At 46.2% G+C, this 24128-nt stretch carries 25 protein-coding genes; 20 read left to right on the top strand and 5 right to left on the bottom strand.

Features of this window, described 5'->3' with window-relative positions; all coding sequences use genetic code 11:
- Positions 1–92 precede the first annotated feature (92 nt).
- On the bottom strand, positions 93–1766 hold the full coding sequence (gene leuA / locus ACOSVP_RS07480) for a 2-isopropylmalate synthase (RefSeq protein ID WP_487346871.1): 1674 nt from the start codon (positions 1764–1766) through the stop codon (positions 93–95).
- A gap of 191 nt (positions 1767–1957) precedes the next feature.
- Here leuA and ACOSVP_RS07475 point away from each other — a divergent pair, with 191 nt between their 5' ends.
- A complete protein-coding gene (locus tag ACOSVP_RS07475; protein ID WP_487347096.1) occupies positions 1958–2431 on the top strand; it encodes an Lrp/AsnC family transcriptional regulator in 474 nt (157 codons plus the stop codon).
- Between the two features lie 77 nt (positions 2432–2508).
- Positions 2509–3114, top strand: coding sequence for a GTP cyclohydrolase II (gene ribA / locus ACOSVP_RS07470; RefSeq protein ID WP_487346870.1), 606 nt, complete (start codon positions 2509–2511; stop codon positions 3112–3114).
- Between the two features lie 90 nt (positions 3115–3204).
- Here ribA and ACOSVP_RS07465 read toward each other — a convergent pair whose 3' ends face one another.
- A complete protein-coding gene (locus ACOSVP_RS07465; RefSeq protein WP_487346869.1) occupies positions 3205–4440 on the bottom strand; it encodes a DEAD/DEAH box helicase in 1236 nt (411 codons plus the stop codon).
- A 156-nt stretch (positions 4441–4596) separates the two neighbouring features.
- On the opposite strand from ACOSVP_RS07465, the gene ACOSVP_RS07460 reads away from it, so the two are divergent.
- Positions 4597–5151, top strand: a complete 555-nt coding sequence (locus ACOSVP_RS07460) for a DUF1415 domain-containing protein (RefSeq protein WP_487347095.1) — start codon at positions 4597–4599, stop codon at positions 5149–5151.
- A gap of 65 nt (positions 5152–5216) precedes the next feature.
- The gene (locus ACOSVP_RS07455) at positions 5217–6053 is read left to right on the top strand and encodes a CvfB family protein (protein ID WP_487346868.1); all 837 of its coding nucleotides are present in this window, start codon (positions 5217–5219) and stop codon (positions 6051–6053) included.
- Positions 6054–6101: 48 nt separating this feature from the next.
- Here the strand turns inward: ACOSVP_RS07455 and ACOSVP_RS07450 are convergent, their stop codons facing one another.
- The gene (locus tag ACOSVP_RS07450; protein WP_487346867.1) at positions 6102–7052 is read right to left on the bottom strand and encodes a ketopantoate reductase family protein; all 951 of its coding nucleotides are present in this window, start codon (positions 7050–7052) and stop codon (positions 6102–6104) included.
- Between the two features lie 84 nt (positions 7053–7136).
- On the opposite strand from ACOSVP_RS07450, the gene ACOSVP_RS07445 reads away from it, so the two are divergent.
- Positions 7137–7622, top strand: a complete 486-nt coding sequence (locus ACOSVP_RS07445; protein ID WP_487346866.1) for a YajQ family cyclic di-GMP-binding protein — start codon at positions 7137–7139, stop codon at positions 7620–7622.
- Positions 7623–7648: 26 nt separating this feature from the next.
- Here the strand turns inward: ACOSVP_RS07445 and ACOSVP_RS07440 are convergent, their stop codons facing one another.
- Positions 7649–7960, bottom strand: a complete 312-nt coding sequence (locus ACOSVP_RS07440; protein WP_487346865.1) for an MGMT family protein — start codon at positions 7958–7960, stop codon at positions 7649–7651.
- A 50-nt stretch (positions 7961–8010) separates the two neighbouring features.
- Between ACOSVP_RS07440 and ACOSVP_RS07435 the strand changes: the two genes are divergently transcribed.
- From ACOSVP_RS07435 to ACOSVP_RS07365, 15 genes are all read left to right on the top strand, one after another.
- Positions 8011–8487 (top strand): FxsA family protein, encoded by a 477-nt coding sequence (locus ACOSVP_RS07435; protein ID WP_487346864.1) that lies wholly within the window; start codon positions 8011–8013, stop codon positions 8485–8487.
- 128 nt (positions 8488–8615) lie between these two features.
- Complete coding sequence (locus ACOSVP_RS07430; protein WP_487346863.1) at positions 8616–8906, top strand: co-chaperone GroES; 291 nt, start codon at positions 8616–8618, stop codon at positions 8904–8906.
- A 57-nt stretch (positions 8907–8963) separates the two neighbouring features.
- Positions 8964–10595 (top strand): chaperonin GroEL, encoded by a 1632-nt coding sequence (gene groL / locus ACOSVP_RS07425; RefSeq protein WP_487346862.1) that lies wholly within the window; start codon positions 8964–8966, stop codon positions 10593–10595.
- A 147-nt stretch (positions 10596–10742) separates the two neighbouring features.
- On the top strand, positions 10743–11486 hold the full coding sequence (locus ACOSVP_RS07420) for an EAL domain-containing protein (protein ID WP_487346861.1): 744 nt from the start codon (positions 10743–10745) through the stop codon (positions 11484–11486).
- Positions 11487–11603: 117 nt separating this feature from the next.
- Positions 11604–13976: a motility hub landmark protein FimV gene (locus tag ACOSVP_RS07415; protein ID WP_487346860.1), complete on the top strand. Its 2373-nt coding sequence runs from the start codon at positions 11604–11606 to the stop codon at positions 13974–13976.
- The gene (gene truA / locus ACOSVP_RS07410; RefSeq protein WP_487346859.1) at positions 13969–14796 is read left to right on the top strand and encodes a tRNA pseudouridine(38-40) synthase TruA; all 828 of its coding nucleotides are present in this window, start codon (positions 13969–13971) and stop codon (positions 14794–14796) included. Before ACOSVP_RS07415 ends, truA begins: the two co-directional genes overlap by 8 nt.
- On the top strand, positions 14780–15397 hold the full coding sequence (locus tag ACOSVP_RS07405) for a phosphoribosylanthranilate isomerase (protein WP_487346858.1): 618 nt from the start codon (positions 14780–14782) through the stop codon (positions 15395–15397). Before truA ends, ACOSVP_RS07405 begins: the two co-directional genes overlap by 17 nt.
- Positions 15390–16601 (top strand): tryptophan synthase subunit beta, encoded by a 1212-nt coding sequence (gene trpB / locus ACOSVP_RS07400; protein WP_487346857.1) that lies wholly within the window; start codon positions 15390–15392, stop codon positions 16599–16601. Before ACOSVP_RS07405 ends, trpB begins: the two co-directional genes overlap by 8 nt.
- A gap of 2 nt (positions 16602–16603) precedes the next feature.
- Positions 16604–17410, top strand: coding sequence for a tryptophan synthase subunit alpha (gene trpA, locus ACOSVP_RS07395; protein WP_487346856.1), 807 nt, complete (start codon positions 16604–16606; stop codon positions 17408–17410).
- A gap of 38 nt (positions 17411–17448) precedes the next feature.
- Entirely contained in the window at positions 17449–18315 is an 867-nt protein-coding gene (gene accD, locus ACOSVP_RS07390; protein WP_487346855.1) for an acetyl-CoA carboxylase, carboxyltransferase subunit beta, read from the top strand.
- 4 nt (positions 18316–18319) lie between these two features.
- Positions 18320–19540 (top strand): bifunctional tetrahydrofolate synthase/dihydrofolate synthase, encoded by a 1221-nt coding sequence (folC, locus tag ACOSVP_RS07385; protein ID WP_487346854.1) that lies wholly within the window; start codon positions 18320–18322, stop codon positions 19538–19540.
- Between the two features lie 16 nt (positions 19541–19556).
- Positions 19557–20165 carry an SPOR domain-containing protein gene (locus tag ACOSVP_RS07380; protein ID WP_487346853.1) on the top strand — a complete coding sequence of 203 codons (609 nt, stop codon included), beginning with the start codon at positions 19557–19559 and terminating at the stop codon, positions 20163–20165.
- A 71-nt stretch (positions 20166–20236) separates the two neighbouring features.
- Positions 20237–20770, top strand: a complete 534-nt coding sequence (locus ACOSVP_RS07375) for a CvpA family protein (RefSeq protein WP_487346852.1) — start codon at positions 20237–20239, stop codon at positions 20768–20770.
- A 66-nt stretch (positions 20771–20836) separates the two neighbouring features.
- Entirely contained in the window at positions 20837–22345 is a 1509-nt protein-coding gene (gene purF, locus ACOSVP_RS07370) for an amidophosphoribosyltransferase (RefSeq protein ID WP_487346851.1), read from the top strand.
- A 92-nt stretch (positions 22346–22437) separates the two neighbouring features.
- Positions 22438–23610 (top strand): O-succinylhomoserine sulfhydrylase, encoded by a 1173-nt coding sequence (locus ACOSVP_RS07365; protein WP_487346850.1) that lies wholly within the window; start codon positions 22438–22440, stop codon positions 23608–23610.
- Positions 23611–23686: 76 nt separating this feature from the next.
- Here the strand turns inward: ACOSVP_RS07365 and ACOSVP_RS07360 are convergent, their stop codons facing one another.
- Entirely contained in the window at positions 23687–24112 is a 426-nt protein-coding gene (locus ACOSVP_RS07360; protein WP_487346849.1) for a PilZ domain-containing protein, read from the bottom strand.
- Positions 24113–24128 lie beyond the last annotated feature (16 nt).

The following is a 24128-nucleotide window of genomic DNA, read 5'->3' as shown; positions in this document are numbered from 1 at the left end:
TTAAAAAAGCCGAGCAGGGTAATGCTCGGCTTTAACGTATCTGGGGTAGCGGTTGTGCCACTTACCCCAGCTTCAAACAAACGTTGCGGGGGTTAGGCAACGTTCGCCTGTTCTGATGCGATCACTTTTTGGTTAACCGTTGCAAGTACCGCTTGGATCGATGCTGACACGATGTCGTTGTCGATCGCAACACCGTTGTAACGCTCGCCGTCGATGTTCGCCTGAATGTAAGCGATGGCTTGAGAATCACTGCCAACAGTTAGCGCATGCTCTTGGTATTGAACGATGTCTACGCGAACGTTGAAGTGAGCACTCAAAGCACTAGTGAAGGCTGACAATGCGCCGTTACCCTCGCCGTGTACAGAGATAACGCCATCTTTATGGCTTAACTCAGCTGTCACAGTGTCGCGGTCTTTTTTGCTTAGATCGTAGTTGCCCAACGCGTATGGTGCAGAAGAAGTCATAAAGTTCTCTTCAAACAAACGCTTCATGTCCGCTGCTTCGATCACACCGCCATCTTCTTCAGAGAATTTCTGCACGATTGGGCTTAGCTCAACCTGCAACCAGCGTGGCAATGCCAAACCGTATTCTTGCTCAAGAGCGAAGGCAACACCGCCTTTACCTGATTGGCTGTTAACTCGAATAACCTCTTGGTAGCTACGGCCAATGTCACGTGGGTCAATTGGCAAGTAAGCCACATCCCAAGGTTTTTCATCCGTTTGATTCGCCAAACACTTCTTGATTGCGTCTTGGTGAGAGCCTGAGAACGCAGTGAACACCAACTCGCCAGCGTAAGCATGGCGTGGGTGGACTGGCAATTGTGTGCAGGACTGAACCACACTGATCACGCGATCCATGTCAGCAAAGTTCAATTCTGGGTCGATACCTTGGCTGTACATGTTCATGGCCATGGTGACGACACACATGTTACCTGTACGCTCACCGTTACCTAGCAAGGTGCCTTCGATACGATCTGCGCCAGCCATCATGCCTAGTTCGGCAGCCGCAACGCCACAGCCACGGTCATTGTGTGTGTGCAAGCTAATGATGATGCTGTCGCGGTTTTTCACTTTACGGCAGAAGTATTCAATTTGGTCAGCAAAACGGTTTGGAGTCGCGACTTCAACGGTTGCTGGCAAGTTGATAATGCATTTGTTTTCTGGTGTTGGTTGCCATACGTCGATGACAGCGTCACACACTTCTACGGCGAAATCTGTTTCTGTGCCTGTGAAGCTTTCAGGAGAGTATTGGAATACCCACTCTGTTTCAGGATGCTTCGCAGCGTGATCTTTTACGCATTGTGCGCCACGTACAGCAATGTCTTTGATGCCGTCTTTACCCAAGCGGAATACTTGCTCACGCTGAGTTTTAGAAGTGGAATTGTAAACGTGTACCACCGCTTTCTTCGCGCCTTTCAACGACTCGTAAGTGCGCTCGATCAATTCTGGACGTGCTTGCGTCAATACTTGGATGTAAACATCATCAGGTACTTGGTCTTCTTCAACCAACCAGCGTACGAAGTCAAAGTCCAACTGAGACGCAGCAGGGAAGCCTACTTCGATTTCTTTAAAACCTACATCAACTAGAAGTTTGAAGAATTCCTTCTTTTGTTCCACTGTCATAGGCTCAACCAGCGCTTGGTTGCCGTCGCGTAGGTCAACACTTGCCCAGATAGGAGCTTTGGTGATTTCTTGGTCAGGCCAAGTGCGGTTTTCAATCGCAACTGGCTCGAACGGACGATATTTAGTGTGATCAAAAGAACTCATATTCTTTTCCTTCCATAATGTAGTTAGGCGGGTAAGCCTTTTGTAGATTGCGATGCGGTTAGCATCTTTCAACAGGATCTAGTGTAACCAAATATTAGCGGAAAATGATTGCGTTTTAACCCTTAATTTGCCAATGTTTTAGCATAAAATTGCTAAAAACATAGAAGTATTGATTTGGTGGGCGTATGAAACTGGATTTGGATAGAATTGATGTTCGAATTTTGCAGGAATTACAGCAAGATTCTAGCTTGACCAACCAAGAGCTGGCAGACCGAGTAGGTTTGTCACCATCCCCTTGTTTAAGACGCGTTAAAGCATTAGAAGAAAGTGGCATCATTGATCGCAAAGTGACTTTGCTTAAACGCTCTGAGTTAGGTTTGAAGCTAACTGCGTTTGTACAGATCAGTATGGATCGACATACGCCAGATCGCTTTAGTGTATTCGAAGAGTCGGTGAACTCCTTTCCTGAAGTGCGTTCTTGTAACCTGGTGACGGGGCAAAACTGTGACTACTTAGTTGAGGTCGTCGTGGAGGATATGGAGAAGTATCACGACTTTTTGTTGGGGCAATTAACACGTATCCCCGGCGTAAGTGGTGTACAATCCAGTTTCCTTTTGCGGTCCGTAAAAGAAAATACATCTTTGCCTCTGGGACACTTAATGTAGATTTCCTTACTCAGGGGTTGAAAACGCCTTATAATGCTCGCATATAGAGCATAATTTTTTGTAAGAGAGCAGTATCAATGGATCAATTAACGGTTAAACGTCGAGTAGTGATTCCAGTACGAGCTGGTGACGTCATGGCCGAGTTTATATCGTTCAATGGCGATGAAAGCGGTAAAGAGCACATTGCTATTTCCTTTGCAGGAACCACGACAGAGAAAAACGACATTCCACTGGTTCGTCTTCACTCAGAATGTTTGACGGGTGATGTATTTGGCTCAGGTCGCTGTGATTGTGGTGAACAATTAGATGAAGCGATTGACCGCATTAACGAAGAGGGCGGCTACATTCTCTATTTGCGTCAAGAAGGTCGCGGCATTGGTTTGTACGCTAAGCTGGATGCTTACGCTTTGCAGGATCAGGGCTATGACACTTACGAAGCTAATGAAATGTTGCATTTGCCAGACGACGGCCGTGATTTCGGTATTGCTGCACGTATGCTTAAAGCCTTGGGCGTTAATCAAGTGCGCTTGTTAACCAATAACCCAGATAAAGCTGAGCAGTTAACGGTCAATGGCATTGAGGTAACAGAATTGGTGCCAACCGCAGTGCATGTGAACCAGCACAACCGTAATTACCTAGAAGCAAAAGCGCGTCGTAAAAATCACACACTAAAGTTTGATTAATCTGATCGCTACAATGTCGTGGTTAAGCGGATATGAAAAAGGGAGCAAAAGCTCCCTTTTTAGTGCGTGTCAGTTTTAGGCCAGAAAAGATTATTTCTTTTTCTTGGCTTTAGTAGCCGTTGTTTTCTTTTTACTGGCAGGTTTTTTCTTCGACTTGGTCACGCTTGCCGCGCGGATCTTGGTCTTAGGTTCTAGGCCTTCGATCTTGCTGAAAGAAATGGGCGCTTGCATGTAGCGCTGGATTTTTTCAATCATCGGCAAATCGTGCATGTCGACTAGTGAGTAACATTCACCAGGATTGCCCTCACGAGAAGCACGGCCAGCACGGTGTACATAAGAGTCGGCGCGGCGCGGTAGGCGAAGGTTAATCACGGTATTGATTTCTGGTAAATCGATACCGCGGGCGGCAACGTCGGTTGCCACTAATACCTGCAAACGACCTTTCTTCATCTGCTTCAGGTGATCGTTACGGTCGCTTTGTTTCATTTCGCCATGTAGACCATCACAGCGAAGGCCCCATTTACGGATGCGCTGTACCCAAACATCTACGTGATCACGGTTGGACACGAATACAGCCGCTTGTTGCACGCGTTCTTGGGTTAGCAAATGCTTCAGTAGAGCTTCTTTATGAGCGTCGTCATCGACACGCAAGGCTACCTGTTTGATTTGGCTTGGCACAGTGCGTGGAGAATCTGTTAACTGAATTGTCTCAGCGTCTTCATTTAATAATGAGCGTGAGAAACGGCTCATTTTTTCGCCGTCGATGGTTGCCGAGAACATTAGGGTTTGGTGTTCTTTTGGTAGCTGCTTCGCTAGATGTTTTACGGCATCTATAAAGCCCATATCGAGCATGCGGTCGGCTTCATCGATAACAAACATGGAGCAGTCACTGAAATCCAGCCAGCCTTTTTCGTCTAATTCGACTAAACGACCTGGTGTCGCCACTAGAATGTCGCAAGGTTCACTTAGTTGCTGCTGTTGCATACCATAAGGTGTGCCACCCACAATGATTTGTAACTTAATGCGTGTATGAACAATCAGTTGCTCAAACACTTGGAAAATTTGGCGTGCAAGTTCACGGCTTGGTGCCAGAATCAATGCCTTGGGTGCCAAGCTAGACTCTTCGTTACGGTCTAGAATGTGTTGCACCACTGGCGCTGCAAAGGCCAGTGTTTTGCCTGTGCCGGTTGCGGCGCAGGCAAGAATGTCTTGCGCATCCATTGCAAGGGGGATGGCTTGTTCTTGAATCGGTGTTGGTTCGCTAAGCCCCATGTCTTCAATGGCTTGCGTGATGGTGAAATCCAGATCTAACTCGGAAAAGGACATGTATGCTCTCAATTAAAACGTAAATTGTAGGGGCGATTGTACCACTGTCCTGTTATTTGGGTGGATTTCTTTCATTTAATTTCATGAATTCTTGATAGTCGTTAGACCGATTTCAGGTAATGAAATAAAATGGCGAAAAATTTAGAGGTTTTAACCATGCACTTAACCGAAGAGTTAGTGATTGCCCAGACGCAAAAGTGGGTTAGTTCTTTTATTGTGGCAATGAATGTTTGTCCCTTTGCCAAGCGTGAAGTGGATCGCGGCTCGGTGCGTTACCAAGTGGTGCGCTCCCGTCAAGAAACGGTGGCGCTAGAAGAGCTGATGGCTGAGGTCGACTTCTTGGATCAAAACCCTGAAGTTGAGACCACGCTGATGATCTTCCCAACCATGTTTCAAGACTTTGTTAGTTACTTGGACTTTGTCGATGATGCGGAAGAACTGATGTACCAACAGGGCTGTGAAGGCGTATACCAATTAGCGACTTTTCATCCGAAATACTGTTTTTCGGGAACCGAAGAAGACGATGTTAGTAACTACACCAATCGCTCGCCTTATCCCATGCTGCATATCTTACGTGAGGCGAGCCTAGAGAAAGCGATCGACTATTATGGTGATACGGCTGATATTCCAGAACGCAATATTAAGCTGATGGAAGACACCGGCCATGAAGCTTTGGCTAAGCTAATGCAGCAGTGCATGGCACAATCTTAATAGACAGTTTACTTTTACCAAGGGGCGTGTATAGTGCGCGGCCTTAATCAATACTTGGAGTCAATATGCCAACCAATATCGGACGCATGAACCGCTTACGCGTAGTTAAAGAAAAAGATTTCGGCGTCTATCTCGATGCAGATCAACTAGGTGAAATTCTATTACCTAAACGTTATGTGCCAAATGGCCTGCGCATCGGTGATCCGGTAGAGGTATTTGTCTACCTTGACTCTGAGGATGAGCTAATTGCCACTACGTTGGTGCCAAAAGTACAGGTCGGTGAGTTCGCGGCGCTGCGTGCAGTATCCGTTAACCAAGTGGGCGCTTTCTTCGATTGGGGTTTGCCAAAGGATCTATTGGTACCTTTTAGTCAGCAAAAGAATCGCGTAGAGGAAGGTGAAACGCATCTTCTATTTGTTTACTTGGATCACGAAACCAACCGCATCGTGGCAACCACAAAAGTAGATCGTTTGTTGAACCGTGATGAGCCAACTTACCGTACGGGTGAGCAGGTCGACATCATCATCGGTGATCGTACAGACATCGGTTACAAATGTATTATCGATAGCCGCTACTGGGGTGTGTTGTTCTTCCAGGATGTAGTCGGTCGAGTTTTTAAAGGCGACAAGCTAAAAGCCTTTATCAAGCGTGTGCGTGAAGACGGTAAGATCGACTTAAGCTTGCAGCAGACAGGTTACAAGAAAGTAACGGGCTTGCTGGAAGAGATCATTGAGCATATGGAGCAAAACGGTGGTGAGATGTCACTGACGGATAAGAGTGCGCCAGATACCATCTTTAAGACGTTTAAAGTGAGTAAGGCGACTTTTAAGAAAGCGTTGGGTGCTCTGTACAAAGATCAAAAAGTCATTCTGGGTAAAGATAAAACGACCCTGAAAAAATAAAAGCCTAATCATTACTGTTAGGCTTTTATCGAGATTAAGGAAAAGCTCTTAGCACATGGATAAGAGCTTTTTTTTATGTTCTTCCAAATGATCCTGATCGTTCAGTGCTAGGTAAAATGCATCCTGCAGTGGTGTCGCCGATGAAGGGGTTTCACGATGGAAAAAGCCTGAAATGTACTCGTTTTCGGTTTGGCGGTGATGCCTTACATCTTCATACATGGAAGAGCAGTTCATCGCCGTTAAGCGAGCCACATTGGCAATGCGCATACTGAGTTGCTCACTGGTGATGTCGCCAACGATGGTTTTGAACTTAAACGAATCCTCTTTCATCACGTTCGCCAGCTCGTCGATGGCAGCATCGAATAAAGGTTTGACCGGTGCTTCCAGTACTTGTCCATTGCGGATTGAAAAAATGGCGGTCAGTGGATTAATGACTGCGTTCACTGCAAGTTTTTCAATCAGCCTGCGTTCGATGTTTTGACACTGCACATCTGGATAGGGGAAGCTGTCGCCATAGAGGTTGTTTTCGTTTTGGCTTAATAAGCCAAAGAAAGAATCGCCGTTGCCGGTCTTTTTAACACGATTGGAGTCCAGTTTCAGAGCACCTTCGCTGGTAATGCCAGCCCAAAGGTTTTGCTGTTTTTTCAAATGTGGGATCAAATCATGTTGTGCGCCTAAGCCATTACACAAGGTGGCAATCAGGGCGCGTTTTTTGGTGTGCTTACGAATGTCTAAGTAAGCGGCGACTAAATCAAATGCCTTAGTGCATAACAGTACCTTGGTGTATTTGCCTTCCAATTGCTCTTTGGTAATAAACTCGACATCGTACTGAGTCTGTTGTTGAGATCCTTCTTCGTCCAAGTCTTCGACTGTGAGCATGCCATTTGGCACGTCGCTACGGCAAAGAACTGTAACCGGTTGTTCTAATTGGCGCAATTTGCTTGCCCAAAGAAGACCGATTGCGCCATTGCCGACAACTAACCACGCATCTTTTGTCATTTAAGCCTCGTATTAGAAGTTTTTTAACGGTAAGCCTGCTATTATGCCGCCCCAAAGAGTAAATATCGAATGGAGGAGGCCTTAATGCCATCTTTTGACATCGTTTCCGAACTTAATTGGCACGAAGTAACTAACGCAGTAGACCAATCAAATCGCGAAGTAGCAACACGTTTTGACTTTAAAGGTGTTGATGCTAGCTTCACTGTAAAAGATAAGCAGGCGGTTGTACTTGAAGCAAAAGCAGAAATGCAATTGCGTCAGATGATGGATATTCTAGGCCAAAAATTGGTAAACCGTGGTATCGATTTGAAAACTTTAGATCGCGGACCAATTGTTGAAGGTAACTTGCGTGCGACCCAAGAGATCAAACTAAAAGAAGGCATTGATCAAGCGGAAGCGAAAAAGATCGTAAAAATGATCAAAGACAGCAAGATTAAGGTGCAAGCCCAGGTTCAAGGTGAGCAGCTACGCGTGACCGGTAAAAAACGTGACGACCTGCAGCAAGTGATGCAATTACTGCGCGGCGCAGAGCTTGAATTGCCAGTTCAATTCAACAACTTCCGTGACTAATCACGACGCGAATGTAAAAGAGACACCTAGAGTGTCTCTTTTTGTATCAGCTTTTGTCCAACAATTGCCCAATGCTCTTGTTCCAGTAAAGCTTTCTGTCGTAGGTAGGCATCTGAGCCCTCAGTAAAGCTGATACGGTGTTGGCTGTTGACGACTCGATGCCAAGGAATGCTGGTGGTGCTTGGCAGTTGTTTTAAAATTTGTCCTACCAAACGCGCGTAACGAGGGTTGCCGGCTTGGGCTGCCAATTCGCCGTAAGAAATCACCGAACCTTGTGGCAAGTGTGCAAGAACAAATAGAACGCGATCTTTAAAGTCTTCGGTTACTTGATTCGCCAAAAAACACCCCTAAATAGTCATTGATACAATCTGACATTAAGAAGGTTACCATGCGTTTTGCATTATTGCTTTTGATATTAATTCCAGTGGTTGAGCTGACCGTGTTGATTCAAGTGGGATCACAAATTGGTAGCTTGACCACCATCGCGCTAGTTTTTCTAACCGCCATAGTCGGTTTGACCCTGATTCGCCGCCAAGGTTTTGAGACCTCTCGTAAAGCGCAAGAAAAAATGCGTCGTGGGGAATTGCCAGCGTCTGAAATGGCAGAAGGCTTTATGTTGGCCTTTGCTGGCGTGTGTTTGCTAATTCCTGGCTTTATTACGGATGCTATCGGTGCATTGTTGCTGATTACACCACTGCGTCGCAGTGTCGCTGCAACTATTTCATTGGACTTTATGAAGAAGCGTATGAATATGCGTGCTCATTGGAGTCATCGTGATAGCCACGGAAATTTTACTCAAGGTGACATCATTGAAGGTGAATACCGTTCTGAATCAGAAAAAAATGATCAGATTGAGAAAAAATAGTTAGGATCTGCCCTTGAAATAATTTGGGCTAACCACATTAAAGAATTCGATAACGAATCCCGCCAGAAGAGTGGGGCTAATCCGGCCAGGGGATTCCTGGTATTGATTAACTTTGGAGATATAGATCAATGAATATTCGTCCTTTGCACGATCGCGTTGTTGTTCGCCGTAAAGAAGAAGAGACAACTACAGCGTCTGGTATCGTTCTACCAGGGTCTGCAACTGAGAAACCAACTCAGGGTGAAGTTTTGGCTGTGGGCACAGGTCGTATTCAATCTAATGGTGATGTGCAAGAACTAGCTGTTAAGGTTGGTGACAAAGTGTTGTTCGGCCAGTATTCAGGTCAAGCCGTTAAGCTTAACGGTGAAGAACTACTTATCATGAAAGAAGACGAAATCTACGGCGTAATCGAAGCCTAAGTCTTGTTCAATTTAATCAACGAATTAGCAAATTAATAAAATTTAGGATTAGAGAAAATGGCTAAAGAAGTAAAATTCTCAGACAGCGCTCGCCAAAAAATGCTTAAAGGCGTTAACGTCCTAGCTGATGCTGTAAAAGTAACGCTTGGTCCAAAAGGTCGTAACGTAGTAATCGAAAAATCTTTCGGTGCACCACTAGTAACAAAAGACGGTGTAACAGTAGCGAAAGAAATCGAACTAGAAGACCGTTTTGAGAACATGGGCGCTCAAATGGTTAAAGAAGTATCTTCACAAGCAAACGATGTAGCGGGTGACGGTACTACAACTGCAACTGTACTTGCGCAAGCGTTCGTAACTGAAGGTCTAAAAGCCGTTGCAGCGGGTCGTAACCCAATGGATCTTAAGCGCGGTATCGACAAAGCAACTGAAGCGGTTGTTGCTGAAATCGCTGCTCTATCTACACCATGTGCTGACACTCGTGCGATCGAGCAAGTAGGTACTATCTCTGCTAACTCTGATGTTTCAGTAGGTAAAATCATCGCTGAAGCAATGGAACGCGTAGGTAAAGAAGGTGTTATCACTGTTGAAGAAGGTTCTGGTTTCGAAGACGAGCTAGCAGTAGTAGAAGGTATGCAGTTCGACCGCGGTTACCTATCTCCTTACTTCATCAACAACCAAGAAACTATGAGTGCGGAACTTGAAAACCCATTCATCCTTTTGGTTGATAAGAAAATCTCTAACATCCGTGATCTTCTTCCAACACTAGAAGCGGCGGCTAAATCTTCACGTCCTCTTCTAATCGTTTCTGAAGACGTAGAAGGTGAAGCACTAGCAACGCTAGTGGTTAACTCTATGCGTGGTGTGGTTAAAGTAGCTGCTGCAAAAGCACCTGGTTTCGGTGACCGTCGTAAAGCAATGCTACAAGACATCGCGATCCTTACTGGTGCGACAGTTGTGTCTGAAGAAGTTGGCCTAGCACTAGAAGGCGTAACGATTGACATGCTAGGTACTGCTAAGCGCGTTACTCTTACAAAAGAAAACACAACCATCGTTGATGGCGCTGGCGACAACGCTTCTATCAACGCACGTGTTGAGCAAATCCGTGCTGAAATGGCAAACTCAACTTCTGACTACGACAAAGAGAAGCTACAAGAGCGCGTTGCGAAACTTGCTGGTGGTGTTGGCGTAATCAAAATCGGTGCAGCGACTGAAGTTGCTATGAAAGAGAAGAAAGCTCGTGTAGACGACGCTCTTCACGCAACTCGCGCAGCGGTTGAAGAAGGTGTGGTTGCAGGTGGTGGTGTGGCGCTGGTTCGTGCACTAACTAAACTTGCTACACTTGAAGGTGATAACGAAGACCAAAACGTTGGTATCGCTCTAGCACTTCGTGCGATGGAAGCGCCAATGCGTCAGATCGTTTCAAACGCAGGTGACGAAGCGTCTGTAGTAGTTGACAAAGTTAAGCAGGGTGAAGGTAACTTCGGTTACAACGCTGCAACTGGCGTTTACGGCGACATGATCGAAATGGGTATCCTAGACCCAGCAAAAGTAACTCGTTCAGCGCTACAAGCGGCTGCATCGGTTGCAGGTCTAATGATCACTACTGAAGCGATGATCGCTGATATCCCACAAGAAGGTCCATCTATGCCTGATATGGGCGGTATGGGTGGCATGGGTGGTATGATGTGATCCCGTAGGGATTCATTAACCCACTGATTTATAATGCCTTTTTAAAAAGCCTTGCTGTAAAAGTAAGGCTTTTTTTATGCTTAAATATTTGTAAATGCTATTGGTTCTCATTAAAATCAGAGGCTTGTTATACTGCTTTAATAAGGGATGCTTGTGAGTGCCAGTCAGTCAAGTCTCAGTAAGTCGATGTTGCTAGAAATGATTCAGTCGGAGCGCTTCGGCGTGGAGTATCAACCGATCGTAGAGCTTTCCAGTGGGGCAGTGGTTGCCTATGAGGCGTTGTCACGCTTTTACAATAACGCGGGGGAATCTGTGCGGCCGGATCTGGTTTATGCTTCCTTGCACGAGAATCCCATTACGCTGTTTCAAGTGGAGTTTGCACAAAAGCAATTGCAGTTGGCGGAGCGTCCGGCAGGGCAACTATTTGTGAATTTAGATCAGGATGCATTTTTTGCAACGGATGTTGAAACCCATAATAATCCTTTTATTCAATTAATTCGTCGTCAAGAAAAGGATAAGGTGGTCGTTGAACTCATTGAGAACTCAGAAATCAATGATGCGATTATGAGCTTATCCATGATTGAAGCATTTGATGCATTGGGGATTGAAACGGCGTTAGATGATCTGTGTCATCCACACTCGATGATTTCTGTTTCTGTATTGCAATTGGTTGGTTGGGTGAAGCTGGATCGTTGTGTGCTGAGAATGGCAAAAAATCCGGTATTTATGACCTTTGTGCGGCAGATGATTCAGTTCGCTCGTGTGACTAATAAAAAGATTGTCTTGGAAGGTATCGAAACCGAAGCGGATCTAGAAATGGCTCGGCAGCTTGAAGTGGACTACGTCCAAGGCTTTTTATATCGCCCACAATTTATTAATAAGCTGCCATAATGTCGCGAAACTCTGATATCGGCCAAACCATTGATTCTAAAGCTATTGATAAATCGTGACCTGTATTAGATACTTGGGCGGTACTTGTCGTCAGTTTTTAACAAGAAAGGGAAGCTTATGCTCAAAAAAACGCTGATTAGTTTGGCTGTCTCCAGCGCGTTGTACATGTCCCACGGATATGCTTTGGAGCTGGGCGAACTGACTTCCCAATCGCAAGCTGATCAACCTTATCGCGGTCGTATTCAGTTAACTGACGCAGCAGGATTGGTGCCGAATGACATAACCATTCGCTTAGGAACGGAAAGTGAGTTCCGTCAGGCAGGAGTGATGTTGACCAGTACGCTATCGCAGCTAAATTTTGAAGTGGTGCGAGAAAACGGTCAATTGGCAGTGCAGGTACAATCACAACAGCCTTTAAATGTTGATCAACTGAATTTTGTATTGGCTGCCCAATGGCCAAACGGACAGGTGGTACGCGAATATCGAACCCCTCTCAATCAATCGGCTTTGGTTGAAAAAGCTCAGCCCGAAGTGGTCCAGTCCGTAACACCTCAAGCACCAACACCCGTTAGCAATAATCAAGTGGTTCGCAATCAAGTTTTTCGCGAACAGGCAGTGCAAGCTAACGCTATGACTGATCGCGGTGAACTGGTGGTTAAAAAGGGTAATACTCTGTGGGCCATTGCTGGCTCAAATCGACCAAACAATCAGCTCACCATTTATCAAACGATGATGGCGATTCAGGCGCTCAATCAAGATGCTTTCTACGCCAATAACATCAACCTATTGCGTGAAGGGGCGGTTCTGCGTTTACCGACGAAAGAACAGATCGCATTGTTTAATCGAGCAACCTCTGAGCAAGAGTTTGAGCGTCAGCATGCAGCTTGGATGGCCTTAAAACAGGCTGGTAAAGTGAAAAATGTTGTCACTCAAGAGCAAATGAATACGCAGGCAAAGAGTAATGTAAAGCCTGCACCTAAAGCTCCAACGGGTGATCAGTTGAAGCTGGCTTCTGGAAAAAGTGCGTTGCCAGAAAAAAATGCTAGCTCCAATCAGACGGATTCACAGCGTATTAGCGCGTTAGAAAGCGAATTGTCAGCAACCAGTGAGTTGCTCGATAAAGAAACCCGTGAAAAAACTGAGCTAAACGACAAATTAAGTGAGCTTAATGAGCAGCTTGCTACCTTAGAGAGTTTAATTTCTCTAAAAGATCAACAGATGGCTGAGTTGCAGCGTCAATTTACCAGCGCGCAACAGGCCATGCAGGAGCAAAAAAATACAGTAGATCAGTTGTTGGAAGCGGATCAATTGCGCCGTGAACAACAAGCGGCAGATGAATCTTCCTTGTCAAATAAGATTTTTAACAACCCTATTGTTCTATCTGTAAGCGGTGTAGTGCTGCTGCTGTTGGGCTTGTTGATCGGTATGTTGATCAAACGTTCTGGGCGTAATAAATATGATAAAACAAAAGACGCAGACAGCACTGATGAGTTTGATTTAGCTCCAGTCGCAGCGGCTGCTCCTGTCGCGGCGGCGGTTGCGGCAGCAACACCAGTGCCTGCAGCGCCAGTGAACGAGCCTGAAGCGCCAATCGAAGAGGAAGATCCATTTGCCTTTGATTTTGAAGTAGATGTACCAGAAGAAGATAGCTTTGACAGTTTTGATCAGTCTGTTGCCTCAGCTGAAGTGATGCCTGATGAAACTGATACTTTTGCTGAATTCGATGTGCCTGAATTAGATGAAGTCGCTGAAGTTGACGACTTTGAAGATGCTTTGGGTGCAGAGATGGATGAGTTCGCTGATGATGAAAGCGGCGAAGAGTCAGAGGATCCATTTGCGGAATTTGAAGTAGAAGACACTAATCTAGATGCATTCGATACCCCAATTGAAGAGGAAATGACGGTTGAGGATCCGGATGATCTGCTCGATGCTTTTGGTGCTGATGCCTTTGCTGAAGATACTTTGCCAGAAGATAGTGGTTTTGATCTAGAGGATACTCTGGGTGAGCTTGATGTGGCGGATGATACGCCAGTGGAAAATGAGCTTGCTCAAGCAGAAGAAGCGGCAGATTACTCTGAAGAAGAGTCTTTTGTTAATAGTCTACTGACGGATGCAGAGGATCAAGACGATGTAGACGAGTCCTCTGTATTTGATGCTGAGCCTAATACTGCGCTGGCGGATAGTATTGATGAAGTCTTGGCTGAAGCGCAGGAAGAAGATGACTTTGGTGGTCTTGATATTCCAGAGTTTGGTGAAGATCAAGCGGCAGAAGATATGGATGGCGAAGAAGACGATGATGAAGAACCGATCGATTTCTTCGATGCTAGCGGTGATGAAGTCGCGACCAAATTAGATTTAGCTCGTGCCTACATGGATATGGGTGATGAAGAGGGTGCACGTGTTATACTTGAGGACGTAATCAATTCTGGCAGTGAAAGCCAGGTTGCAGAAGCCAGTAGTATGATGGAGCGCATGTTCCCAAGTGAGTAAACAAAAAGTAGCCCTAGTCGTTGAATACGATGGGGCAGCCTACAAAGGGTGGCAAGCTCAAAAATTTGATGTTGCCACCGTTCAAGAGTGTCTCGAATTAGCCCTTTCCAAAATTGCCAACCATCCTGTTAGTGTGATCTGTGCAGGTCGTACTGATGCAGGCGTTCACGCCAGTGCACAGGTGGTTCATTTTGAAACAGATTCCCAGCGCCCATTACGCGCTTGGACCTTAGGGGTAAACACACATCTTCCGCACGATATTTCTGTTAAAGCTGCCGCTAACGTAGCAGATGATTTTCACGCCCGTTTTAGTGCAGTGAGTCGCCGTTATCGCTATGTGATTTATCAGTCTGAGTACCGTCCTGCCGTCATGGGTAAAGGGGTGACTTGGACTTATAAGGATCTTGATATCAAAGCGATGCAAGCTGCCTGTCAAGTCTTTATTGGAACCCATGACTTTACCTCTTTTCGTGCAGTTGGTTGTCAGGCGAATAGTCCTGTGCGCACTATCTTAAATTTCTCAGTCGATCAATTCGGTCAGTATATTGTGTTGGATGTGCGCGCGAATGCCTTCTTGCACCATATGATTCGTAATTTTGCTGGCGTACTGATGACCATTGGCGCCGGTGAGCAGCCTATAGAATGGGCCCAGCAAGTGCTGGATGCAAAAGATCGAGCCCAAGGGGGTATCACGGCTCCGCCATTTGGTCTGTACTTTGTAGATGCCGAATACCCAGTAGAGTTTGGTGTACCTAAGCCACCATTAGGTCCTCATTTTTTACCATTCAAAGAGGAGCCAGCTTATGAATTGCCGCGTTAAAATCTGTGGTATTACCAATCTCGAGGATGCATTGCAGGCCTCTCATGCAGGGGCGGATGCGCTAGGCTTTGTTTTTTACGAAAAAAGCCCAAGATACGTTACACCAGAGATTGCCAATGAAATCGTTGCGCAGTTGCCTCCCTTTATTACGCCTGTCGCCTTGTTTGTCGATGCAGATGAGTCATTGGTGCATTCGGTGATTGCCGGGAGTGCGCGTTGGACTTTGCAATTTCATGGTGATGAAACGCCGGAAGAGTGCGCTTGCTATGGTCAACCCTATTTTAAAGCGATTCGAATGAAGCCAGATGTTGATCTATTGTTAGAAGCTAAGCGATACGATCAAGCAACAGCGATTTTATTGGATGCCTATAAGCCTGGTGTACCTGGCGGTACAGGGGAAACCTTTGATTGGCATTTGATTCCAGAAAGTTTGCCCAAACCATTGATACTAGCTGGTGGTTTGACGGTCGATAATGTTAGCCATGCTGTCGCCAGTGTTCAGCCTTATGCTGTGGACGTCAGTGGTGGTGTAGAAAAACAAAAAGGGAAAAAAGATCCCTTAAAAGTGACTCAATTTATTAACGGAGCTAAGCGTGGATAAGTCTAAAATTTCCTTGAATTTGCCGGATGAGCATGGCCGTTTTGGTCAGTTTGGCGGTGTCTTTGTTTCCGAAACATTAATGTCTGCTCTAGAAGATTTGGCAGAAGTGTACGAAACCTTATCAAAGGATCCTGAATTCCAAGCGGCTTTTGACAAAGACTTAGCTCACTACGTTGGTCGTCCGTCACCGCTTTATTTTGCAGAGCGCCTTACTAATAGTGTAGGTGGTGCAAAAATCTATCTGAAGCGTGAAGACCTAAACCATACCGGTGCGCACAAGATTAACAACACCATTGGTCAGGCTTTGCTGGCGAAGCACATGGGCAAGCCAAATATCATTGCTGAGACCGGAGCAGGTCAACACGGTGTGGCATCCGCTACGGTAGCCGCACGTCTTGGTCTTAAATGTAAGGTGTTCATGGGTTCTGAAGACATTCGTCGCCAGAAACTAAACGTTTACCGCATGAAGCTTTTGGGTGCGGAAGTGATTCCAGTAGAGTCTGGTACCAAGACTCTAAAAGATGCCCTGAACGAAGCGATGCGTTACTGGGTAAGTAATGTTGATGACACCTTCTACATTATCGGTACCGCAGCGGGCCCGCACCCATATCCAAAGCTGGTGCGTGATTTCCAAGCCGTGATTGGTCGTGAAACCAAAGCGCAATGTTTGGAGCAAGAAGGTCGTCTGCCTGATGCAGTGGTGGCTTGTGTTGGTGGTGGCTCAAACGCGATCGGTATGTTTTACCCATTTATCGAAGATGAAAGTGTGGAAATGTATGGTGTTGAAGCCGGCGGCGATGGCATCGAAACTGGTCGTCACGCTGCGCCTCTGACTGCTGGTCGTCCAGGTGTCTTGCATGGTAACCGTACCTATGTGATGGCCGATGATGACGGTCAAATTTTGGGTACACACTCTATTTCTGCGGGCCTTGATTACCCAGGTGTTGGCCCAGAACACTCGTGGTTAAAAGACATTGGTCGTGCTAATTATGTGGCCATCAACGACGATGAAGCCATGCATGGCTTCCGCGAGCTAACGCGTCTTGAAGGTATCATGCCAGCGCTAGAATCAAGTCATGCCATTGCCTACGGTATGAAACTGGCGGCGACGATGGACAAAGATAAGATCGTGGTGATTAACGTATCGGGTCGTGGTGATAAAGACATCCACACGGTTGCAGAAATTGATGGTTTGGAGATGTAACCATGAGCCGTATTCAACAATGTTTTGAGCAATTAAAAGCGGACAACAAAAAAGCCCTAATTCCTTACATCACAGCGGGTGATCCGACGCCAGCTTACACGGTGGAATTGATGCATGCCTTGGTTGAGTCAGGTGCGGATGTGCTCGAGATCGGCATGCCGTTTTCTGATCCGATGGCGGATGGTCCAGTGATTCAGCTAGCTTGCGAACGCGCCTTGGCGGCGGGCACTACCATCCGTAAAGTGCTAGAGATGGTTAAAGAGTTTCGTACCCTAAATCAACAGACACCTGTTGTTTTAATGGGCTATTTGAATCCAATCGAGTTCTTTGGCTACCAAGCTTTCTCAGATGCAGCAAAAGAAGCCGGTGTTGATGGCATTTTATTAGTAGATTTGACTCCTGAAGAAGCAACAGATGTAGTAGAATGCTTCCGTAGCAATGACATTGATTTGATTTACCTTTTGTCACCAACGACCACAGATGCTCGTGCTAAGAAGATTTGTGACTTGGCATCGGGTTATGTTTATTACGTTTCAGTAAAAGGTGTAACCGGATCGGCATCATTGGATGTGGACAGTGTGGCGACACATGTTGAATCATTGCGAAAAATTACAAACCTACCGATTGGTGTTGGCTTCGGTATTCGTGACGCGCAAACAGCGCGAGCGGTAAGCCAATGTTCAGACGGTGTTATCGTCGGTAGTGTTTTAGTGAATGCCATCGCCCAAGCGAAGGACAGTACACAAGATCAGGTTGCTGATGCATTACGCGCTATTTTGTCGCCGATGCGTTCGGAAATGGATAAGTAAGCCGTAGGCGTCAGTTCGTTATTATTTTGGAGAGTTAAATGAGCAGTTGGCTAGATAAATTTGTTCCTTCGATTATGCGTAGCGAGTCGAAGCGTGCACAGCAAGGTGGCGTACCAGAAGGTCTTTGGAAAAAATGTCCAAAGTGCGACAACGTGCTATATCGCCCAGAGCTTGAAAAGAATCTAGATGTTTGTCCTAAGTGTGAACATCACATGCGTGTAACGGCGCGTCGTCGTCTTGATATTTTTCTAGACAAAGAAGGCCGTACTGAGATCGCTGCTCAACTTGAGCCAGAAGATAAACTAAAGTTCAAAGACTCTAAGAAGTACAAAGACCGTTTGGTATCGGCTCAAAAAGCAACCGGCGAGAAAGACGCTTTGGTAGCAATGGAAGGCACTCTAAACGGTATGCCAGTGGTGGCAGTAGCCTTTGAATTCAACTTCCTAGGCGGTTCAATGGGTTCGATCGTCGGTGAAAAGTTTGTTCAAGCGGTAAACGTTTGTCTTGAAAAACGCATTCCTCTGATCTGTTTCTCCGCTTCAGGTGGCGCACGTATGCAAGAGGCGTTGATCTCTCTAATGCAGATGGCGAAAACCAGTGCCGCGCTTGAGCGCATGAAGCAACAAGGCATTCCTTACATTTCAGCCATGACAGATCCAGTGTTTGGTGGTGTGTCAGCCTCTTTGGCAATGCTAGGTGATTTGAACGTTGCTGAACCAAATGCCTTGATCGGTTTCGCGGGTCCTCGTGTTATCGAACAAACGGTTCGTGAGAAGCTTCCTGAAGGCTTCCAGCGCTCTGAGTTCCTATTGGATAAAGGTGCGCTTGATATGATTATTACACGTCACCAAATGCGTGATCGTCTGCATAACATTCTATCGATCTTGACTCACAAAGCAGCGTAATTGAATGTCCGCAAAATCTCTTTCAGAATGGCTCTCATATATTGAGAGCCAACACCCTTCCGAAATCGAACTAGGCCTTGAACGAGGCCTATCCGTTTTAGAGAAACTCAATTTAGGTCGTCCAAAAGCCAAAGTTATTACGGTGGCGGGTACTAATGGTAAAGGTTCTACCTGTACCATGTTGACTCGATATTTGGTGGATTCTGGCTTTAAAGTAGGTACCTACACATCGCCTCATTTCTTACGTTTCAATGAGCGTGTGCTGATTGATGGCGTAGAGTGTTCCGATCAACTCTTGGTGCAAGCCTTCGAGGTGATTGAACAAGTTCGCGGCGACACGCCATTGACATACTTCGAGTTCTCAACGCTTGCAGCCCTATGGGTCTATGACCGATTAGAGCTTGATTACTGGGTGCTAGAAGTAGGTCTTGGTGGTCGCTTGGATTCTGTCAACATGGTCGATACGGATCTGGCGGTGATCACGTCGATTGCTCTGGATCATATGGATTGGCTAGGGGATTCAATCGAAGGTATTGGTCGTGAAAAAACCGGCATTGCTCGTCCAGGCAAGCCAGTGATCAGCGGCGTTGTGAATCCGCCGCAATCCATTGCTGATGTGGCTGCGGAAACAGGTTCTCCTTTGCTGCAAAAGCATGTGGATTTTACTTTCACTGCAACGGACTCTGATTGGAGTTGGCAAGGTTTAGGCCAGTCATTTGCTGAGTTACCTCTGCCAAAGTTGCCAATGGAAAATGCCGCGACCGTTATTGCCGCGCTATTGCAGCTTGATATCGAAGTATCACGCGAACGACTGGTCGCTATGTTTGAAAAAGCAACTTTGATGGGGCGTTTTCAGCAAGTGGCTAGTGAGCCAACCTTGTATATTGATGTGGCACACAATCCAGAAGCAGCAGGGCAATTGAAACAGCAAGTGGCGCGCTTAAACACGCCCGCGATTGCTGTTTGTGGCATGCTAAAAGACAAGGACATCGGCAGTGTTATGTCGATTCTTAAAGACACGTTTTCTGAGTGGCACTTTATTGACTTACCTGGCCCACGTGGCGCCAAAGCGTCTGAGTTAGCAAAGTTTGTTAGTCAATCTCACTGCTATGACAACATCAGTGATGCCCTGAGCGCAGCAAAACAAACCGCGCAGGCTCAATCCGCTACGGTGATTGTGTTTGGTTCGTTTGTGACTGTGTCAGAGTTTCTGTCAATCCAATAAGTGAAAGGTGAGGCTCATGTTAGATACTAAGTCGAAATATCGTTTGATCGGAGCAGGCTTATTAATTGCTTCGTCGGCCGTACTTTTGCCATTGGTTCTAGATGGTGAGCGACCAGAGGAACTTAATGTTCAGATCTCTGTGCCTGAAAGGCCGACTTTTCCAGAAGTAGCCATTGCTCCGGTACAGCCTGTGGCTGAATTGGATCAGCGCTCTGCGCTTGAGGCAGATGAAGTGGATGTTAACAACATTGAGCTAATCAATGTTGCATCCGCGGATCCGTCTAAGGCAACCAGCGCCACGCCATCACAGCCTGTTGTGCAGGCACCTGAGCCAGAGCAAGTCGAGCCAACGCCTCAGCCTGTTGAGGTGAAAACTGAACTGGCACCGGTTGGTGAACGCTGGACCTTGCAAGTGGCCACTTTTGGTAAACAAGACAATGCCACCCGCACTTTGAAAAAGCTTCAGGATGCGGGTTATCCAGCTTATGTGATGAACATGAATTCACTCTATAAGGTGTTTATCGGCCCTGAGTTGAAGCGTGAAGCGTCAGAGCAGATGAAAGAGAAAGTCTTGAAAGAATTTAAACTCAGCGGAATAGTTGTGAAATATTCACCTAATTCGTAATAGTTACTAGTTGATAGCTTGGAATAAAGCCAGCTTTTGGTAAACTGCGCAGCATTATTTAAGAGGTAAGCGTGGAGCAAATTCAATCGATTAGCACATTGGATTGGGTCATCATCGTAGTCGTGGTTATTTCGACGTTAATTAGCCTAAAACGTGGCTTCGTCAAAGAAGTTATGTCATTGGTGACCTGGGTGGTAGCCTTCATCATTGCGGTGAAATTTACCGGTCCTCTGCAAACTCTGCTAGTTGATCAAGTGCAAAACGATCAAATCCGTTACATAGTTGCCTTTATTGCGCTGTTTATCGCCAGCTTAGTCATCGGCGCGTTAGTCAGTTTTACGCTCGGTTCCTTGATTCAAGCAACCGGCTTAAGCAGTACCGATCGCGTGATCGGCATGCTATTTGGTTTTGTACGAGGTGCTTTAGTTGTGGTGGCATTTGTCTCATTGTTGAGCCTTAGTCCTGCAATTGAGAAAAGCGAGATGTGGAAGTCATCCCAGCTCGTGCCTCAGCTCGTTATATTAAAAGATTGGGTACGTGACATGTTAGGCAAAGGGAGTGAGGCATTTGACTCTTCTCTTATAGAACGTACTTTAAACAGTTAATCGCATTCTGTGCGAAGTTATAAATAGACGGCGAAGTCGTTTCCCCAAATCACGAGGTATATATACATGTGTGGTATCGTTGGTGTCGTAGCCACGTCGATGGTTAACCAAACCATTTTTGACGCTCTCACGCTTCTTCAGCATCGCGGTCAGGACGCTGCTGGTATGGTTACAAGCCATAACGGATTATTATGCTTGCGCAAAGATAATGGTCCAGTGAGTGAAGTGTTTCGTACACGACACATGAAAAAACTGCACGGCAATATCGGTATTGGACACGCGCGTTACCCAACTGCGGGTACGTCTAGTTCTGCTGAAGCTCAGCCGTTTTATGTGAACTCTCCTTACGGTATTTCGTTGGCGCACAACGGTAACCTAACGAATACAGCGAAGCTTAAGCAAGAAGTGTTTGAGTCCGACCTTCGTCACATCAACACAACCTCAGATTCTGAAGTGTTGGTTAACGTTTTGGCACACGAACTTCATGAAGAAGGCAAGCTAGTTCCAACACCTGATGATATCTTTAACGCCCTTGAGCGCGTTTATAAGCGTATTGAAGGTGGCTATGCTGTAGTTGCCCTGATCACTGGCTACGGTATTCTTGCATTCCGTGACCCTGATGGTATTCGCCCGCTGATTTACGGTTCTCGAGAAACCGAAAAAGGTATCGAATACATGGTGGCGTCTGAGAGTGTGGCGCTAGATGCTGCAGGCTTTAAGATCGAGCGTGATATTCGCCCAGGTGAAGCGTTGTTCTTTGACGTGAACCATAAGGTTCATCAGCGTCAATGTACGGAAGCCCGTCCGCCACGTCCATGTTTGTTCGAGTACGTATACTTTGCTCGTCCAGATACTGTGATTGATAACATCTCTGTTTACAAAGCACGTATCAACCAAGGTGATCGTTTGGCGGCTAAGATCAAGCGTGAGTGGGCTGACCACGACATCGATGTGGTGATTCCAATCCCTGATACAAGCCGTACCGCAGCGTTGCAAATCGCACAAGAACTAAACATTCCATTCCGTGAAGGTCTAGTGAAAAACCGTTACATCGGTCGTACCTTCATCATGCCTGGTCAAACGGTGCGTAAGAAATCGGTGCGTCAGAAGCTAAACCCAGTGCCATTCGAATTCAAAGATAAGAATGTACTCTTGGTAGATGACTCAATTGTTCGTGGTACCACAAGCCAAGAGATTATCGAAATGGCGCGTGATGCCGGTGCCAAGAAAGTATACCTTGCCTCTGCTGCACCAGAAGTTCGTTACCCGAACGTATACGGTATCGATATGCCAGCGGCGACGGAGCTGATTGCTTACAACCGTAATGTCGATGAGATTTGTGAATTGATCGGTGCTGACCGTTTGATTTTCCAAGATCTTGATGACCTAATTGCGGCTTGTATCGATGAGAAGCATTCTGATGTGCGTGAATTTGATACATCAGTATTTGATGGTAAATACATCGCTGGTAACATCAATCAAGCGTACCTTGATAGCCTTGCGGAATCGCGTAGCGATGCCAAAAAAGTTTCTGATGAAGAAGCCGCAGATAGCGATCTAATGCACCCAATGTAATTCATTGGCTTAGTGCTAGTTTGTATTTGCAGATGCTAAGCCAGGTTCTCACCTGGCTTAGTTGTTTTTAAAGAGTCAACTTGGAGTGACCCATGTCTGAATATAAAGATGCAACGCTCGCGATTCGTGCGGGTATTCGTCAAACCCAAGAGCAAGAGAACAGTGAAGCCATTTTCATGACCTCCAGCTTCGCTTACTCCAGTGCTGCAGAAGCGGCAGGTAAGTTTTGTGGTGAGCTAGACGGTAACGTGTACTCACGTTTCACTAACCCAACGGTTGAGATGTTTGAAAAGCGTCTGGCAGCGTTGGAAAAGGGTGAAGCGGCGATTGCTACGTCCTCGGGTATGGCGGCATTGATGACCTTGGGTTACTCGTTGCTAAAAGCAGGCGACAAGGTAGTTTGCTCACGTAATATTTTTGGCTCAACGGTAAAATTCTTTAACGCTTACATGGCCAAGTACAACGTTGACATCGCCTACGTGGATGCAACGGACTACGAAGCGTGGGAACGTGAAATCGATGACAACACGCGTTTGTGTTACTTTGAAACACCTTCAAACCCTTTGTATGAAGTCGTAGATGTTGCTAAGGTCGCTGAGCTTGCTCATGCTAAAGGCGCGTTGTTGTGTGTCGACACTGTGCTTGCAACGCCTGCTTTGCAGAACCCGCTGACGCAAGGTGCTGACATTGTGATGCAGTCAGCCACTAAGTTTATCGACGGCCAAGGTCGCTGCTTGGGTGGTGCACTGATTTCTTCGAAAGAAATCGTCAGTCAGTTTATTGCCTTTATGCGTAGTGCGGGACCGGCAATGAGCCCATTTAACGCCTGGGTATTGTTGAACGGTCTTGAAACGCTTAGCTTGCGTATGAAGGCTCATTCTGCCAACGCCCAAGCGCTAGCAGAGTATCTTGAGCAGCATCCAAAAGTATCAAAAGTGAACTACGGTGGTCTGCCATCGCACAAATACCATGAGTTGGCGAAAGCACAGCAGAAAGACTTTGGTGGCGTGATGTCATTTGAAGTTGAGGGCGGTCGTGAAGCGGCTTGGACGTTTATTGATAACGTTAAGTTGATGTCGATTACCGGCAACCTTGGTGATACCAAGACACTGGTGACGCATCCTGCAACGACGACTCATGGCCGTTTGACGGATGAAGAGAAGCTAGCCGCGGGCATCAAAGAAGGCTTAGTACGTTTGTCAGTCGGTCTAGAAGACATTGAAGACATCATTGCCGATGTGAAGCAGGCTTTGGAAAAACTATAACGCCTGTTGAAGTCGCTAGATCTAAAAAGAGCAGCCTAGGCTGCTCTTTTTGTTGCTGACAATAGTGCGTTTGAATTTAACTATCTTGCTGAGTTTCTTGATCAAGATGTAGCAGTTCTTTTTCTTGCTCAACTAATCTCTCATTTGCCGCTTTGCGAAGCTCTTGCTTCTGTGTGTCCAGCACCAGTGTTTCAATAAACTCCCGTACTGCATCTTCTAAGGCGGTAAACTGCCAGCCGGATCGATCCGATTGTTTATAAATCAAACGTGCTTTCACTTTGCCAATCACCAACTCATCTTGGTCGAGTATAAAACCCACTTGCTCGTCTGTAAGAGTAGGGAGGCTAGCATCACTTTTTAATGCCACGCCATCCATGCTGATATCAATGCAGTCGAGTTTGAACTGGCCTTGGTCAAACGACAGTTTGTGCCCGACAGGTAGCACCCGAACTGCGTTACGGCGTTCATTGGAATGATAATCAAAGTTCATGTCATCGGACATGCTGCGCTCCTTGAAC

Source organism: Marinomonas sp. HM11-D (genome assembly GCF_057626615.1).
The sequence above is the reverse complement of the archived record's forward strand: the minus strand, read 5'-3'. Positions and strand labels throughout refer to the sequence as shown.

Coding starts and splice junctions, on each gene's coding strand:
- leuA (WP_487346871.1), bottom strand. CDS start 1,766: ATGAGTTCTTTTGATCACACTAAATATCGTCCGTTCGAGCCAGTTGCG.
- ribA (WP_487346870.1), top strand. CDS start 2,509: ATGGATCAATTAACGGTTAAACGTCGAGTAGTGATTCCAGTACGAGCT.
- ACOSVP_RS07465 (WP_487346869.1), bottom strand. CDS start 4,440: ATGTCCTTTTCCGAGTTAGATCTGGATTTCACCATCACGCAAGCCATT.
- ACOSVP_RS07460 (WP_487347095.1), top strand. CDS start 4,597: ATGCACTTAACCGAAGAGTTAGTGATTGCCCAGACGCAAAAGTGGGTT.
- ACOSVP_RS07455 (WP_487346868.1), top strand. CDS start 5,217: ATGCCAACCAATATCGGACGCATGAACCGCTTACGCGTAGTTAAAGAA.
- ACOSVP_RS07450 (WP_487346867.1), bottom strand. CDS start 7,052: ATGACAAAAGATGCGTGGTTAGTTGTCGGCAATGGCGCAATCGGTCTT.
- ACOSVP_RS07445 (WP_487346866.1), top strand. CDS start 7,137: ATGCCATCTTTTGACATCGTTTCCGAACTTAATTGGCACGAAGTAACT.
- ACOSVP_RS07435 (WP_487346864.1), top strand. CDS start 8,011: ATGCGTTTTGCATTATTGCTTTTGATATTAATTCCAGTGGTTGAGCTG.
- ACOSVP_RS07430 (WP_487346863.1), top strand. CDS start 8,616: ATGAATATTCGTCCTTTGCACGATCGCGTTGTTGTTCGCCGTAAAGAA.
- groL (WP_487346862.1), top strand. CDS start 8,964: ATGGCTAAAGAAGTAAAATTCTCAGACAGCGCTCGCCAAAAAATGCTT.
- ACOSVP_RS07420 (WP_487346861.1), top strand. CDS start 10,743: ATGCTTGTGAGTGCCAGTCAGTCAAGTCTCAGTAAGTCGATGTTGCTA.
- ACOSVP_RS07415 (WP_487346860.1), top strand. CDS start 11,604: ATGCTCAAAAAAACGCTGATTAGTTTGGCTGTCTCCAGCGCGTTGTAC.
- ACOSVP_RS07405 (WP_487346858.1), top strand. CDS start 14,780: ATGAATTGCCGCGTTAAAATCTGTGGTATTACCAATCTCGAGGATGCA.
- trpA (WP_487346856.1), top strand. CDS start 16,604: ATGAGCCGTATTCAACAATGTTTTGAGCAATTAAAAGCGGACAACAAA.
- accD (WP_487346855.1), top strand. CDS start 17,449: ATGAGCAGTTGGCTAGATAAATTTGTTCCTTCGATTATGCGTAGCGAG.
- folC (WP_487346854.1), top strand. CDS start 18,320: ATGTCCGCAAAATCTCTTTCAGAATGGCTCTCATATATTGAGAGCCAA.
- ACOSVP_RS07380 (WP_487346853.1), top strand. CDS start 19,557: ATGTTAGATACTAAGTCGAAATATCGTTTGATCGGAGCAGGCTTATTA.
- purF (WP_487346851.1), top strand. CDS start 20,837: ATGTGTGGTATCGTTGGTGTCGTAGCCACGTCGATGGTTAACCAAACC.
- ACOSVP_RS07365 (WP_487346850.1), top strand. CDS start 22,438: ATGTCTGAATATAAAGATGCAACGCTCGCGATTCGTGCGGGTATTCGT.
- ACOSVP_RS07360 (WP_487346849.1), bottom strand. CDS start 24,112: ATGTCCGATGACATGAACTTTGATTATCATTCCAATGAACGCCGTAAC.